Origin of the sequence: Consotaella aegiceratis (assembly GCF_036541425.1) — a bacterium.
GTDB classification, from domain to species: domain Bacteria; phylum Pseudomonadota; class Alphaproteobacteria; order Rhizobiales; family Rhizobiaceae; genus Consotaella; species Consotaella aegiceratis.
In genome coordinates, this window is record NZ_JAZHFT010000007.1 from 127894 (window position 1) to 143112 (window position 15219).

General features: G+C 66.7%; 14 protein-coding genes. 10 read left to right on the forward strand and 4 right to left on the reverse strand.

The genetic code is table 11. From position 1 onward, the window contains the following. Positions 1 to 74: 74 nt before the first annotated feature. Positions 75 to 1082, reverse strand: coding sequence for an aldose 1-epimerase family protein (locus tag SMD10_RS07490; protein WP_331685047.1), 1008 nt, complete (start codon positions 1080 to 1082; stop codon positions 75 to 77). A gap of 325 nt (positions 1083 to 1407) precedes the next feature. Here SMD10_RS07490 and SMD10_RS07495 point away from each other — a divergent pair, with 325 nt between their 5' ends. The 7 genes from SMD10_RS07495 to SMD10_RS07525 all read left to right on the forward strand — a co-directional run bounded on the left by SMD10_RS07495 (position 1408) and on the right by SMD10_RS07525 (position 9434). Further along, complete coding sequence (locus SMD10_RS07495; protein ID WP_331685048.1) at positions 1408 to 2520, forward strand: transporter substrate-binding protein; 1113 nt, start codon at positions 1408 to 1410, stop codon at positions 2518 to 2520. Continuing rightward, entirely contained in the window at positions 2517 to 3119 is a 603-nt protein-coding gene (locus tag SMD10_RS07500; RefSeq protein ID WP_331685049.1) for an ANTAR domain-containing response regulator, read from the forward strand. The genes SMD10_RS07495 and SMD10_RS07500 overlap by 4 nt, the downstream gene beginning before the upstream one ends. 7 nt (positions 3120 to 3126) lie before the next feature. Beyond that, positions 3127 to 4002, forward strand: a complete 876-nt coding sequence (locus SMD10_RS07505; protein WP_432757204.1) for an ABC transporter permease — start codon at positions 3127 to 3129, stop codon at positions 4000 to 4002. A gap of 2 nt (positions 4003 to 4004) precedes the next feature. Then, complete coding sequence (locus SMD10_RS07510; protein ID WP_331685050.1) at positions 4005 to 4925, forward strand: ABC transporter permease; 921 nt, start codon at positions 4005 to 4007, stop codon at positions 4923 to 4925. A 22-nt stretch (positions 4926 to 4947) separates the two neighbouring features. Beyond that, positions 4948 to 6621 (forward strand): ABC transporter substrate-binding protein, encoded by a 1674-nt coding sequence (locus tag SMD10_RS07515; RefSeq protein WP_331685051.1) that lies wholly within the window; start codon positions 4948 to 4950, stop codon positions 6619 to 6621. Continuing rightward, positions 6611 to 7555, forward strand: a complete 945-nt coding sequence (locus SMD10_RS07520) for an acetamidase/formamidase family protein (RefSeq protein ID WP_331685052.1) — start codon at positions 6611 to 6613, stop codon at positions 7553 to 7555. Before SMD10_RS07515 ends, SMD10_RS07520 begins: the two co-directional genes overlap by 11 nt. 106 nt (positions 7556 to 7661) lie before the next feature. Next, positions 7662 to 9434, forward strand: coding sequence for an ABC transporter ATP-binding protein (locus tag SMD10_RS07525; protein ID WP_331685053.1), 1773 nt, complete (start codon positions 7662 to 7664; stop codon positions 9432 to 9434). A 30-nt stretch (positions 9435 to 9464) separates the two neighbouring features. Here the strand turns inward: SMD10_RS07525 and SMD10_RS07530 are convergent, their stop codons facing one another. After that, on the reverse strand, positions 9465 to 10334 hold the full coding sequence (locus SMD10_RS07530; protein WP_331685054.1) for a citryl-CoA lyase: 870 nt from the start codon (positions 10332 to 10334) through the stop codon (positions 9465 to 9467). Positions 10335 to 10553: 219 nt separating this feature from the next. Here SMD10_RS07530 and SMD10_RS07535 point away from each other — a divergent pair, with 219 nt between their 5' ends. Continuing rightward, positions 10554 to 11015 carry an Lrp/AsnC family transcriptional regulator gene (locus SMD10_RS07535; RefSeq protein ID WP_331685055.1) on the forward strand — a complete coding sequence of 154 codons (462 nt, stop codon included), beginning with the start codon at positions 10554 to 10556 and terminating at the stop codon, positions 11013 to 11015. A gap of 20 nt (positions 11016 to 11035) precedes the next feature. On the opposite strand, the gene SMD10_RS07540 is transcribed toward SMD10_RS07535, so the two are convergent. After that, entirely contained in the window at positions 11036 to 12052 is a 1017-nt protein-coding gene (locus SMD10_RS07540) for a bile acid:sodium symporter family protein (RefSeq protein WP_331685056.1), read from the reverse strand. 70 nt (positions 12053 to 12122) lie between these two features. Next, positions 12123 to 12848, reverse strand: coding sequence for a GntR family transcriptional regulator (locus SMD10_RS07545; RefSeq protein ID WP_331685057.1), 726 nt, complete (start codon positions 12846 to 12848; stop codon positions 12123 to 12125). A gap of 253 nt (positions 12849 to 13101) precedes the next feature. Here SMD10_RS07545 and SMD10_RS07550 point away from each other — a divergent pair, with 253 nt between their 5' ends. Next, positions 13102 to 14118: an ABC transporter ATP-binding protein gene (locus SMD10_RS07550; protein WP_432757199.1), complete on the forward strand. Its 1017-nt coding sequence runs from the start codon at positions 13102 to 13104 to the stop codon at positions 14116 to 14118. After that, positions 14118 to 15212: an ABC transporter ATP-binding protein gene (locus SMD10_RS07555; RefSeq protein ID WP_331685059.1), complete on the forward strand. Its 1095-nt coding sequence runs from the start codon at positions 14118 to 14120 to the stop codon at positions 15210 to 15212. The genes SMD10_RS07550 and SMD10_RS07555 overlap by 1 nt, the downstream gene beginning before the upstream one ends. Positions 15213 to 15219: the final 7 nt, after the last annotated feature.

Consider the following 15219-nt stretch of genomic DNA (forward strand, 5'->3'; position numbering starts at 1 on the left):
CGGCAACCCCCCCCGCGTGGTTTTGGCCGGACGGGGCCGGCGGCCCGGTTGGGCGCCCGGCCCCACGGCGAGCCTCAGACGCGCCGGGCGGTGAAGGAGACCTCGTAGCTGGCGCTCGCACCGGGCTCCAGCATGGGCAGCTTGCCGGCCGCGCGCGTCGCCGCGCGTCCGTCGATGCTGCCGCAGTTCGAGGGCTCGACGCCGAGGACGTAGTGCCCCTGGCCGATCATCTTCCACTGGTAGAGGTAGGGTAGCTTGGCGGTGTCGAAGCCGAGCGAGAATTCGACGCCGACGGCGGGATTCCTGACCCCGACCGTCACGGGCTGTTCCGGCTCGAACTCGTGCCGGAAGACGTGCTCGCGCCAACCGGCGGTGGGTCCGGCCAACTCGTTCCAGACGGCCAGACCATCGGCGGCGTCCTGATTGCGGGGGTGGCGGGTGAGGGACGGCACGTCGAGAACGGTCGTCTCGTCGAGCAGCGGCCAGCCCAGATTGACGTGATAGAGGATCATGTGCGGGGCGGGATCGAAGCCCTCGTTGGTCACGGTATCGGAGACCGTCACCGTGTCGGAGCCCGCCTCGGAACTGATTCGTCGCTTGAGCAGCAGATTCTCGCCGAAGACCGCGACCTGCCGGATCTCGCCTTCGACGACGACGCCCTCGGCTGTCGCTTCCAGCCGGGTGATGCGTGCGGGCTGGGCGCCGATGCGGCCATGCAGGCCGAATTGTCGGCCGGCGTCCTCGCTCGGCGGGCCGAAGCTGTCCAAGCCGCAGGTCATCAGCAGGCCGCCGGAGAAGGTGCGCAGCCAGTTTTCGCCCTCGGGCTCGTAGAACTGCGGCGCCGTCGGGCCGACCGGCGAGGTCCAGGCGAGCGGGATGCCGCCGACCGTCATCTGGCCGAGATCGAGCGCCCGATCGGGATGGACTTCCAGCTCTATCCCGCCGCCGTTGACCAGCCTCAGCCGACGGGCGCCGCGCGCCGGTCCTTCCGCCTCGATGAAGCTGTCGACGCGGACCACCTGGGACAGGGACCCGATGCGCTCGCGCAGCGCCGCGTCGGACCGGCCGAATATCGTCGTCATGATGCCTCTTCCTTCTGAGACCGATCCAGCCGGTCTCCCATCGTTCTGTTTGCTGCGCACGATAGTCGGCGCTGATGCTCGGACAAGGGCTGTCGTGCCGCCGAACTGTCGCAGGCTCGAGCCATGGCATTGGCTCAGCTCCAAGCCGTGGCCTGAAAGCCTATTTGGCAGGCGCGCAAAATCTTTAGGCAGACTGGCTTGACACGCCGGGTGCCTCGGATACGCTAGATGAGACATACCGGCCCTGTCGCCGGACGGCATTCGAGCCCCGCAGATCTCCCGCTTTCCGGCGCGAGCTGTGGGGCTTTTTCATTTGGGCATCCGCGTGAAGCAAATTTCCATCGGCATCCTGTTTTCCCGCTCCGGCGGCTACGAGCTCCTCGCCGAGGAGGGTCGGCAAGGCGCCTTGGCGGCCGTCGCGGCCGTCAACGCCGAGGCCCGCTCGGGCCTGGAACTCGTCGCGGTCGAGCGCGATCCGATGGGGCGTGCAGACGCCTATGCCACGCTGTGCGCCGACATCCTGAAGACGACGTCGGCGCGCCACGTGATCGGCTGCACGACGTCGTGGAGCCGCAAGGAGGTGATCCCGGTGCTGGAGCGTCACGGCGGGCTGCTCTGGTATCCGTGCCCCTATGAGGGGTTCGAGGCCAACGAGCACGTGGTCTACACCCATGCCTGCCCGAACCAGCACGTGGTGCCGCTGCTCGCCCATATCATCCCGCGTTTTGGCGCCAACGCCTTCCTCGTCGGCTCCAATTATATCTGGGGCTGGGAAACGAACAGGCTGGCGCGCGAACTGATCACCGACGCCGGCGGCGACGTCTTCGGCGAGCGCTATCTGCCGATCGGCGACACGGACATCGAGCGTCTGGTGGAAGAGATCCGGGCGACCCGGCCGAACTTCATTCTCAACAACCTGATCGGCCCGTCCTCCTACGCCTTCGTCCAGGCGTATGCGGCGCTCGGCCGCGAGGATCCAGAGTTCGTGCCGGCGCGCCGACCGATCGTCAGCTGCAATCTGACCGAGGCCGAATTGCCGGCGATCGGTGCGGCGGGCGAGGGGCACTATTCGGTCGGTCCCTATTTCCGCGCGTCTCCGGCCGACGGCTCCGATGCGTCCGACGCGCCGTCCTCGTTCTTCGCCGCCGCCTACAACGCGGTGACGATCCTGGCGGAAACGATCGCGGCCGCCGGCACGGACGAGCCAAGGGCGGTGATGGCGATCGCAGCGGCACGGCCCTTCGCGACGCCCATGGGGTCGGTCGAGATCGATGCCCACACCCAGCACAGCCACCTGCCGGTCAAGATCGGCCGCATCAGGGCGGGCGGCTTCGACATCCGGGAGGCCGTCGGTGAGACGATCGCGCCCGACCCGTTCCTGTCGCGCTACGACCCGACGGCGGTCTTCCGCCGCCCGCATCTGAGGGTGGTATCATGAAGCGCCGGCCCCGCATCCCGCATCTGGGCGGCGCCCGCGCCGTGATCCTGCACCGGCCGCACACCACCGTGCAGACGCTGGCACGCCAGCTCGCCGCCATCGGCCTGGTGGCGGAAAACTGCTGGCCGGAGCTGCCGGCGCACGCTCTGGCCGCCGATTTCGTTTTCTTCGACGTCGATCTCGGTTTCGACGAGCAGTTTCCTTGGAAGCCGGGCGAAGCACCGATGCCGCTGATTGCGCTGATCGGCTCGGAGGCGCCCGGCCGCATCGAATGGGCGCTGTCGCACCGGGCCGACGCCCATCTCGCCAAGCCCGTCGGCAATTCCGGCATCTACAGCGCGCTGCTGATCGCGCGACAGGGCTTCGAAGCGCGGCAGATGCTCGCCCGCGAAGTGGCTGCGCTGAAGGAGCGCGTCACCGAGCGCCAGACGATCGTGCGCGCCGTTGTGGCGCTGGCGCGTGCCGCCGGAAACGAGGATCAGGCCTTCGAGCAGCTTCGCGGCCTGGCCATGGGCTGGCGCGTGACGATGGAGGAGGCGGCCCAACGCGTCGTCGCCCTGCAGACGGGAGGGCCGCGTGAGCGAATCGACCGTGCTTGAGCCGGCCCTGCCGGTCGCCAGCGCACCGCGCCCTCGCGGCGTCGGCGGCAAGCTAGTCCGCCGGCCCTTGGCGGTCATCGGCCTTGCTGTGATCGGCCTTGCGGTGCTCGGCGCTTTGCTCGCCCCTTGGCTGACGCCCTATACGCCGGACGAGCAACTGTTCGAGGGCCTCACCATTGAAGGCTCGCCGTTGCCGCCCAATGCCGAGTTCTGGCTTGGCACCGATCTGCTCGGCCGCGATCTTCTGACCCGCATCCTCTACGGTGCGCGCACCTCGCTGATCATCGGCATCGTGGCGAACGGCGTCGCGCTGGTGATCGGCACTCTCGTCGGCGTGCTCGCCGGCTTCTTCCGCGGTGTGCTCGGCAGCGTGCTGATGCGCTTCACCGATCTGATGATGGCGTTTCCGGCGCTGCTGCTGGCGATCTGCTTGGCAGCAGTCTTCACGCCAAGCCTGTGGATCGTTGCGCTGGTCATCGCGCTGGTGAACTGGGTGCAGACGGCGCGCGTCATCTACACCGAGACGCGGGCACTGGCCGAACGCGAGTTCATCGAGGCGGAGCGCTCGCTCGGCGCCGGCGCCGGCCGCATCCTGTTCAGGCACATCCTGCCGCATCTCCTGCCGATGGTGATCGTCTGGGGCACGCTCGGCATCTCGACGACGGTGCTCCTGGAAGCGACGCTCTCCTATCTCGGCGTGGGCGTGCAGCCGCCGACGCCCTCCTGGGGCAACATCATTTTCGAGAACCAGACCTATTTTCAGGCCGCGCCCTGGCTGGTGTTCTTCCCCGGTGCGGCGATCCTGGCCCTGGCGCTTGCCTTCAACCTGGTCGGCGACGCGCTGCGCGACATCCTCGATCCGACCCAGCGCGGGAGGAGCTAGCAATGGTTGGCTATCTTCTGCGCCGTCTGCTCCAGGCGATCCTGATCCTCTTCGGCGTCTCGATCATCACCTTCGCGCTGCTCTATCTGCTGCCGGCCGATCCGGTGCGGCAGATCGCCGGGCGCAGCGCCACCGCACAGACGGTGGAAAACATCCGCCGCCAGCTCGGTCTCGATCAGCCCTTCCTGATCCAGTACTGGCGCTATCTCATCAATCTCGTCCAGGGTGATCTCGGCCGCTCCTATCTGCAGCGCTCGGAGGTCTCCGAACTGATCGCCGCGCGGCTGCCGGCAACGCTGCTCCTAATGGTCGGCGCCATCGTTTGCGAATTGGCGCTCGGCCTCACCATGGGCCTCGTGGCTGCGCTCAAGCGCGGCACGGCGACGGACCAGGCGCTGATGGTCGGCTCCTTCGTCGGCGTCTCGGCGCCGCAGTTCGTCACCGGTCTGCTTCTCCTCTACGTCTTCGCCGTGCGGCTCCACTGGTTTCCGATCGGCGGCTACGGCACGTTTTCGCATCTCGTCCTGCCCTCGCTCGCCCTCGGGATCCTCGGCGCCGGCTGGTACTCGCGGATGATGCGCTCCTCGATGATCGACGTGCTGCGCCAGGATTTCATCCGCACCGCGCGCGCCAAGGGGCTGCCGCGGCTGACCGTACTTCTCCGCCACGCCCTGCCGAACGCCATCCTGCCTGTCATCGCCATGATCGGCATCGACATCGGCCTGTTCATGTCGGGCATCGTGGTGGTTGAGAGCGTGTTCGGTTGGCCCGGCATCGGCCAGCTCGCCTGGCAGGCCATCCAGCGCGTCGACATTCCGATCATCATGGGCGTCACGCTGGTCTCGGCCTGCGCCATCGTCATCGGCAACCTCGTGGCCGATCTCGTCGCCCCCTTCATCGACCCCCGCATCAAATTCCAATGACAACAGGGAAAGGACAGTCGCGATGAAATCCATCCTCGCCTCGACCGCCGCCGCCTCGGCGATCGCCTTCGCGCTGCTCGCGCAGCCGGCACTGGCGCAGACGGCCGCCGCGCCGAACCAGGGCGACGAATACCAGCCCGATCCGAACGCCCAGGAGGGCGGCTCCATCATCGTCACCTACAAGGACGACGTGGCGACCCTCGATCCGGCGATCGGCTACGACTGGCAGAACTGGTCGATGATCAAGAGCCTGTTCGACGCGCTGATGGACTACGTTCCCGGCACGACCACGCTGCGTCCGGCGCTGGCCGAGAGCTACGAGATCTCCGAGGACGGGCAGACCTTCACCTTCCATCTGCGCAAGGGCGTGACGTTCCACAACGGCCGCCAACTGACCGCCGACGATGTGAAGTATTCGCTCGATCGCGCCACCAATCCGGAGACCCAGAGCCCCGGGGCCGGCTTCTTCGGCTCGATCAAGGGCTACGACGAGATGGCGAGCGGCGAGGCCGACAGCCTGTCGGGCGTCACCGTCGTCGACCCCTCGACGGTCAAGATCGAGCTGTCTCGCCCGGATGCGACCTTCCTGCACGTGATGGCGCTGAACTTCGCCTCCATCGTGCCGCAGGAAGCGGTCGAAGAATACGGCGCGGACTTCGGCCACCATCCGGTCGGGACCGGCGCATTCAAGCTCGCCGACTGGACCATCGGCCAGCAGCTCGTCTTCGAGAAGAACGCCGACTACTGGCGCGACGGCGTGCCTTATCTCGACCAGATCACTTTCCAGATCGGCCAGGAGCCGATCGTCGCCCTGCTGCGGCTGCAGAACGGCGAGGTCGACATTCCGGGCGACGGCATTCCGCCGGCCAAGTTCCAGGAAGTGATGAACGATCCCGAGCAGAAGGCCCGCGTCGTCGAAGGCGGCCAGCTCCAGACCGGCTACGTCACCATGAACGTCAAGATGGAGCCGTTCGACAAGCTGGAGGTGCGCAAGGCCGTCAACATGGCGATCGACAAGGATCGCATCGTCCAGATCATCAACGGTCGCGCGGTGCCGGCGAACCAGCCGCTGCCGCCCTCGATGCCCGGCTACCACAAGGATTTCGAGGGTTACGCCTACGATCCCGATCAGGCCAAGCAGATGCTGGCCGACGCGGGTTTTCCGGACGGCTTCGAAACCGAACTCTACGTCATGAACACCGATCCGAACCCGCGCATCGCCCAGGCGATCCAGCAGGATCTGTCGAAGATCGGCATCAAGGCGGACATCAAGGCGCTGGCCCAGGCCAACGTCATCGCGGCCGGCGGCGTGGAGGACCAGGCGCCGATGATCTGGTCGGGCGGCATGGCGTGGATCGCCGACTTCCCCGATCCATCGAACTTCTACGGCCCGATCCTCGGCTGCGCCGGCGCGACGCCGGGCGGCTGGAACTGGTCGTGGTACTGCAACGAAGACCTCGACAAGGAGGCGGCGGAAGCCGACTCGATCGTCGATCCGGCGCGCCAGGACGAGCGCAGCAAGATGTGGAGCGACATCTACGACAAGGTCATGGCCGACGCGCCGTGGGTGCCCATCTTCAACGAGCAGCGCTTCACCATGAAGTCGACGCGCATGGGCGGCGCCGACAACCTCTATGTCGATCCCGTCCATATCCCGATCAACTACGACTATGTGTACGCGACCGATGTGCAGTAACTGCGACTATACGATCCACAGCCGGCATCACCATTTCGGCTGGGACAACTCGTTTTCGCCGGTGGAGCGCGTGGCGCCGGGCTCCACCATCGAGTTCGAGTGTCTGGATTCCTCGGGCGGCCAGTTCTCGCCGGCATCGACCGTCGAGGACGTCAAGACCGTCGATTTCGGCAAGATCAATCCGGTGACCGGGCCGATCTATATCGACGGCGCCGAGCCGGGCGATGCGCTGAAGGTGACGATCGAGGCGTTCAAGCCGTCCGGCTTCGGCTGGACGGCGAACATTCCGGGCTTCGGGCTGCTTGCCGACGATTTCCCCGACCCGGCGATCAACATCTGGAAATACGATCCGGAGAGCCTGGAGCCGGCTTTGTTCGGCAAGACCGGCAAGGTGCCGTTGAAGCCCTTTGCCGGCACCATCGGCTGCGCGCCGGCCGAGCCGGGGCTGCATTCCGTCGTGCCGCCGCGGCGCGTCGGCGGCAATCTCGACATCCGCGATCTGGCGGCCGGCACCGTGCTCTATCTACCGGTCGAGGTGGCGGGAGCGCTCTTCTCCGTCGGCGATACGCACGCCGCCCAGGGCGACGGCGAGGTCTGCGGCACGGCGATCGAAAGCCCGATGAACACGGTCCTGACCTTCGATCTGGTCAAGCAGGCCAATCTTGCCATGCCGCGCTTCACCACATCGGGACCGGTGACGCGCCATCTCGACGCCAAGGGCTACGAGGTGACGACCGGCGTCGGTCCCGACCTGATGGCGGGGGCGAAGGCAGCCGTGGCCCAGATGGTCGATCTTCTGGCCGGGCGCTATCAGCTCGATCCGGTGGACGCCTATATGCTCGTCTCGGTCTGCGGCGATCTCAGGATTTCCGAGATCGTCGACATGCCGAACTGGGTGGTCTCGTTCTACTTCCCGCGCTGCGTGTTCGAATGAGGCTGAGTGTCGGTATGGCCCTTCATTGCGCTCACCCCCCTCTGCCCTGCCGGGCAGAGGGGGGTGAGCGGCGCCCCGTTCGGCCGTGACGCAGATCGTTGCCCACATGCAAGACCAAGTCGGTGTGCCGGCCCCCGACGATCCGGTGCTTGCCGTCGAGGGCCTGACGGTCATGGTCGGCGGCGAGACGGGGCCGCGGGCGGTCGTTTCCGATCTCAGCTTCGATCTGAAGCGCGGCGAGACGCTTTGCATCGCGGGCGAATCGGGTTCGGGCAAGTCGATGACCTCGCTCGCCATCATGGGGCTTCTGCCGAAGCCGGCCGCCTGGATCGGCGCCGGAGCGATCCGGCTCGGCGGTCGTGATCTCGCCGGGCTCGACGAAGGCGCCATGCGGCGGGTGCGCGGCGACCGCATCGCAATGATCTTCCAGGAGCCGATGACCTCGCTCAACCCGGTTTTGACTATCGGCCGGCAGTTGACCGAGGCGATCCGGGCGCATCGTACGGTCGGCGCCGGCGAAGCGCGGCGCCGTGCTGTCGCGGCGCTGGAAGCCGTGCGCATTCCCGAGGCGGAGCGGCGCCTGAAGCAGTATCCGCACGAACTGTCCGGCGGCATGCGCCAGCGGGTGATGATCGCCATGGCGCTGGCTCTGGAGCCGGACGTGCTGATCGCCGACGAGCCGACCACGGCGCTCGACGTCACGGTGCAGGCCCAGGTGCTGGAGCTCTTGCGCGATCTGAAACGCCAGTTCGGCACCTCGATCATCCTGATTACCCACGACATGGGCGTGGTCGCCGAAATGGCCGATCGCGTCATCGTCATGCGCCATGGCCGGATGGTGGAGGAGGGGACCGCGGCCGACATCTTCGCGCGGCCGCGCGCCGACTATACCCGCGAACTTCTGGCGGCCGTGCCGCGCATCGGGCAGGGCGCCGGCCGCCGCGAAACGACTGCGCCGCGCCGGCATCAGGCCGTTCTCAGCGTCGAAAACCTGACGGTTGGCTTCGATCTGCGCGGCGGTGTGTTCGGCCGGGTCAATCGCCGGGTGCACGCCGTCGAAGGCATCTCCTTCGATCTCATGCCGCACGAGACGCTGTCGCTGGTGGGCGAATCCGGCTGCGGCAAGTCGACGACCGCCAAGGCGCTGGCCGGCCTCGTGCCCTACGCGGGCGACATCGTCCTGGAGGGGCGCAATGTCGGCGGTCTGGACCGCCGTGGCACCAAGGCCGTGCGCCGCGATATCCAGATGATCTTTCAGGATCCGTTCGCCTCGCTCGATCCGCGCATGACGGTGGGCGATCTGGTGGCCGAGCCGATGGTGATCCACTCTCTTGCGGACAAGGCGGAGCGGAGCGAGCGCGTCGCCTCGCTGTTTCGCCGGGTCGGGTTGTCGGCGGACGACATGGAGCGCTATCCGCATGAATTCTCCGGCGGCCAGCGCCAGCGCATCTGTATCGCGCGCGCCTTGGCACTGCGGCCCAAGGTGATCGTCGCCGACGAGAGCGTCTCGGCGCTCGACGTCTCGGTTCAGGCGCGCGTGCTGGACCTCCTGCGCGAGTTGCAGCAGGAGTTCGGCATCTCCTTCCTGTTCATCTCGCACGACATGGCGGTAGTCGAGAACATTTCCGACCGGGTGGCGGTGATGTATCTCGGACAGATCGTCGAGTTCGGCACACGCGATCAGGTGTTCGCCGATCCGCGCCACGCCTATACGAAGCGGCTGATCGAGGCGGTGCCGATCCCCGACCCCGCCTCGAAGCGGCCGGCCTTCAAGCGGCTGGACGACGAAATTCCGAGCCCGGTGCGCGCCATCGGCGACCTGCCGCCGCGTGTTGTGTTGGACGATGTCGGCGACGGCCATCTCGTTGCGATCAGCTGATCTTAGAGACCTCGGCTCCGGCGACCGGCCCTATTTCGTGCCGGCTTCCGGCCAATGGCGCGTGGGATGGCCCGTATAGGTCCAGGTCGCGTCGCGGGGCAGGGGGCCCTTGTTGCGGTCGGGCTGCTGCATCTGCTCCCAGGCGTGGGCGAGAATGCCCACCGAGCGCGACAGCACGAACAGGCCCCGGCAGAGCGGCGGCGCGAAGCCGAGTTCGGCATAGATGACGGCGGTCGCTCCGTCGATGTTCATCGGGATCCGTCGTCCCTTGCGCCGTTCCAGCGCCGCTTCCACGGCGCGGCCGATGGTTGCGAAGCGTCCCGATACGACGCCGCGCGCGGCTGCCTCGTCGGTGAGGGCGAGAAGGCGGGGGGCTCGCGGGTCGATCGGATGAAAGCGATGGCCGAAGCCCGGCACATAACGGGTGCCTTCAGTCGCCAGTGAATCCAGCACGTCATCGACCGCCGTTTCACCCCCGATCTCTCCGGCGCGCTCGGCGATGCGGCTATAGAGCGTCACCGCCTGCTCGCCGGCACCGCCGTGAACGTCGCCGAGCGCGTTGATGGCTGAGGCCATGGCGTTGTTGACGCCGACGCCGCAGGTCGCCGCCATCCGGGCGATGGCAATCGAGGGCGCTTGCGGACCATGGTCGACCGCCGCCACCAGGGCATGACCGAGCAGGGCCGCCTGGTCGTCGCTCGGCAGGTCTCCTTTAAGCATCAGCCAGATCATGCCCGGAAAGCTGACCCGGCCGATCAATTCCTCGACCGGATAGCCGGCATAGCGGATGATGCCGGGCTCCATCTCGATGATCGAGGTTTGCCACCACGCCTCGGCCTGAATCTTCCAATTCCGACCGTCCGTCGCGTCGCCGGAGCCGTGTTCGCCAGGTTTCGACATCGCGCCCTCCCAAACCGTCGTGCATCGAGTGTACCGCGACTTGCCGATTTGCCCAGGGTCTCTGGTCGATCAGCCGAGGTGCCGCTCTCGCTCCATCCAGCCATCGTTGCCGATAGAGGCGCGAGAATTTGCCGTTATTGCCTTGGAAATCGGAAAGAGGTCGCGTCATTCCGCTCATATGTGGCAAAGAAGCTCGTCACCTGACCGAAAGGCGCCCCGATGCTCGATGACCGTGATCGCAAGATCCTCGAAGCCTTGCAGGAGGATGCTACCCGGTCCGTGGCCGAACTGGCCGACGTCGCGGCGCTTTCGGTGTCGGCGTGCTGGCGCCGGATCAAGAACATGGAGGATAGCGGCCTGATCGCCCGCCGCGTCGTCCTCGTCGATCGCAAGCAGGCCAATCTGCCGATGACGATCTTCGTGGGCGTGCGCACCTCGCGCCATTCGATCGAATGGCTGGAGAGTTTTCGTCAGGCGATCGCCACGATTCCCGAGATCGTCGAAGCTTACCGGCTCACCGGAGAGATGGACTACCTGCTTCGCCTCGTGGTGCCCGGCGTCGAGGTCTACGATGCCGTCTACAAGCAGCTCATCAGCCGTCTCGACTTCACCGACATCACCTCCTTCATCAGCATGGAGGAGTTGAAGTTCACCACGGCCGTACCGCTGAGCTACATCTGAGGGAGGCCAGCCGCGCCGAGCTACTCGGCCGCGCTGCCGGACACCCTTGCGGCCTTCGCCGGCTCCTCGTCCGTGACCTGGCGTGCATAGCGGGCCGCGATGACGCTGACGATCAGCAATTGGAAGAAGTGGAACATCATGATCGGCAGGATGATCAGGCCGATGTCGCTGCGTCCGGCAAAGATGATGGGGGCGAGCGGGACGCCGGTCGCCAGCGATTTTTTCGAGCCGCAGAACTGAACCGCGATGGTGTCGTCGCGCGTCATGCCGAGAAGCTTCGAGCCCAATGCGGTGAGCGCGAAGACGATGAAGAAAAGCAGGATCGCCAGAGCGGCGATCTCGATGAGCGTGGCCGGATCGGTCCTGCTGAACAGGCCTTCGGAAACGGAATCGCAGAAGGCGCCGTAGACGATCGCCAGGATCACCCCGCGATCGGCAAGCTTGATCATCCGCCCGCGGCGCGAGGCCCAGCCAGCCAGCCAATGCCGGGCGATCTGGCCCAGCACGATCGGCAGAAGCACGAGCAGGACGACCTTCATCACTGTCGGCAGAAGCGGCACCGGCGCGCCGCTGGACTTCAGATACCAGGCCATCAGCGCCGGCGTGACGAACACTGCGAGCAGGCTGGACAGCGTCGCGTTGAAGATCGCGACGGGCACGTTGCCTCGGGCCAGCGAAACCATCGCCACCGACGAGGAGACGGTGGAGGGCAGGGCGGCGACATAGAAGAAGCCGATCGAGGCGGCTTCGGGAAGCCCGAACGTTCCGAGAGACTCGGCGGCCAGAACGACGACTGGGAAGATCACGAAGGTGGTGAGCACCACCATCAGATGCGCCTTCCAGCGCGTCAGCCCTTGGCGCATGCGTTCGGGCGCCAGCGTCAGGCCATAGAGGAAGAAGACGATGCACACGCCATAGGTGGTGATCAATTCCCAATGGAGCAGACCGCCGGTTCGCCCCGGTTCGGGCCAGATGATCGCCGCGGCGACGACGACGACCAGGGCCAGGACGAATCCGTCGATCTTCAACCGCGGCATCGTTTTTTCCTTTTCACTCATGGGTGGCGGCGCCGATCTCGGGCGCCGCTACGGCCTGACGGCCATTCAGTCATTCATTCGGTTTGTGAGGGGCGCCCTCGGTGCGAGCCGGCCGCTCGCCGGCCGCCGACCGTGCCGCATAGGCGGACAGGAAGGCGTTGGCCGACCCCAGGAGATGGCGGCGTAGAGCACGCTCGGCGCGGATCGCGTCGCGCTCCAGGATCGCCTCGACGATCTCTCCGTGCTCGGCGTTCGACTGGGCGAGGCGCTCGTGATTCTGCAATTGCGAGCGGCGAAACGGCGCGAGCTTCAGCCGCATGGCGTTGGCGATCTCGATCAGATCGCCGTTGTGGGTGCCGGTGTAGATGAGGTCGTGCAACTCCGTGTTGGCCTGCTCGTAGGCGGCGAAATCGAGCGTGGCCGCAAGCGGCGCCATGGTCCGGTGCCGCTCCTGAAGCCGCGAGCGTTCGATCGTCGTCATGCGGCCGGCCGCGAGGCGTCCGCACAGCCCCTCGATCTCGCCCATCGCCTCGAACATCTGGTCGATCCGGTCCGGCCCCAAGTCGCAGACCACGACACCGCGATAGGGCAGGCGTTCGGCCAGCGACCGTGAGACCAGCATCAGGAGGGCTTCGCGCACGGGTGTGCGCGACACGCCGAAGCGCGCGGCGATGGCCGTTTCATCGAGCTTGGCGCCGGCCGGCAGGGCGCCGCCGACGATGTCCTCCTCCAGGCTCTCGGCGATCGTTTCGCTGCGGACGGCGCGCTGCCCCTTCGGTTTGACGTCCTGCTTCATGCCGTGGCTCCGGGCGCATTGGATCTGCCCTGCAGATACTAGCGGGCCTCCGACATGTCGACCACTGCAGTTCGCGCGAAAAGGCGCCCATAAAGAATACAATCACGGGATCATTATGCCCGTTTTGTGCACAAATTTTGCCGAATCCGCTTTTTTTGTCGAGAATCCGGCCTGAAGCTATTGGCACGATGCTTGCGACGCGCTTTACTGAAAATCGGCAGCGAAGGCCGGGCAACGACACCGAGTTTAGAGGATGCCCCGTTTGGCGACGCACGACACCGAGCCCGTCTTGGACCTGACGGACTTCTCTCTCCGGTTCGCCCCAGGAAAAAACCTCGTCGAAGGGGTCGGCTTTACGGTTCATGCCGGAGAGACGCTGTGTGTCGTGGGCGAGTCCGGCTGCGGCAAGAGTGTCACCGCGCTGGCGCTGATGGGGCTGTTGCCGTCGCCGCCGGCCGAGATCACCAGCGGCGTGGCGATGTTCGAGGGGCGCGATCTCTTCGTGCTGCCGGACGAGGCGAAGGCGGACTTGCGCGGCAGCCGCCTGTCGATGATTTTTCAGGAGCCGATGACCTCGCTCAATCCCGCCTTCACCATCGGCAATCAGTTGGCCGAGGTGGTGCGGCGCCACCGCAAGGTTTCGGCTTCGGAGGCTCGGGCCGTTGCGCTCGACATGCTGCGCAAGGTGCGCATCCCGGCGCCGGAAAAGCGGCTCACCGATTTCCCGCATCAGCTGTCGGGCGGCATGCGCCAGCGCGTGATGATCGCCATGGCGCTCGCCAACGCGCCGAAGCTGTTGATCGCGGACGAGCCGACGACCGCGCTGGACGTGACGATCCAGGCGCAGATCCTGGCGCTGATCAAGACGCTTCAGGAGGAGACGGGCACCGCCGTCATCATGATCACGCACGATCTCGGCGTGGTGGCCGAGATCGCCGATCAGGTGGCAGTGATGTATGCCGGCCACATCGTCGAGACGGGCTCGGTGGAAGCGATCTTCGACGATCCGCAGCACCCCTATACGATCGGGCTGATGGGCGCGATCCCGTCGCTCGGCCGGCGCGCCGGCAAGCTTGCCACGATCCGGGGCACCGTGCCGCCCATCGAGCGGATGCCGTCGGCCTGCCGCTTCATGCCGCGCTGCCCATTCGCGCAAGGCAAGTGCGCCGAGGCCGCGCCGCCTCTGGCGGCGATCGAGGGGGCGAGCGGCGAGCATCGTGCCGCCTGCTGGTTCGCGCCTCTCGAAGCCAGCTTTGCCGAGGTGGCGTGATGTCGGCCGTCGGTGCTCCGATCCTCGAAACCCACGCGCTGGTCAAGCAGTTCGGCGGCCGACGTCAGCTCCTGTCCCGCTCGCCGGTGGTGCATGCGGTCAACGGGGTGTCCATCAAGGTGATGGACGGCGAGACGTTTGCCATCGTCGGCGAATCCGGCTGCGGCAAGTCCACCCTTGGCCGTCTCTTGATCCGGCTGCTCGATCCGACCTCGGGCGACGTGATCTATCGCGGCCGCAACCTCGCCGGACTGACCGCCACGGAGATGCGCAAGCTGCGGCGAGAGCTGCAGATCGTGTTCCAGGATCCGTTCGCCTCGCTCAATCCGCGCATGAGCGTGGCCGATATCGTCGGTGAGCCGATGTGGCTGCACGGGCTCGGCACGAAAGCCGAGCGGCGCGACAAGGTGCTGGAGCTGTTCGGCACCGTCGGGCTGCGGCCGGACATGGCCGAGCGCTATCCGCACGAGTTCTCCGGCGGCCAGCGCCAGCGTATCGGCATCGCGCGGGCGCTGGCGGGCGAGCCGAAGCTGATCCTCGGCGACGAGCCGGTCTCGGCGCTCGACGTCTCGATCCAGGCGCAGATCGTCAACCTGCTCGAGAACCTCAAGGAACGGCTCAATCTGACGCTTCTGATCGTCGCCCACGATCTGGCGGTGATCCGGCACATGAGCGACCGCGTCGCGGTGATGTATCTCGGCGAGGTCGTGGAACTGGCGCCGACCGACGCGCTGTTCGACGCGCCGCTGCACCCCTATACGCAGGCGCTGCTCGACGCGATCCCGATGCCGAGCCCGCGCTCGCGGCAGGAGCGCGCGCCCCTGCAGGGCGACGTGCCGAGCCCGACCAGGCCGCCGGCCGGCTGCAAGTTCCACACGCGCTGCCCGCACGCGAAGGAAATCTGCACGCAGGAGCATCCGACGCTCGAACCGGCCGAAGCCGGAGGCCGCGCGGTCGCCTGCCACTTCTGGCGCGAGATCCAGGCCGCCGGCAGCAGCGCGCGCGCGCCGGCGCCGCCCAGCGACGCCTTTGCCAAGCGCCTTTCGCTTTATCGCGCCCGCCAGGCGCGACCGACGATGACCACGAGCCCCTGATGTCAGG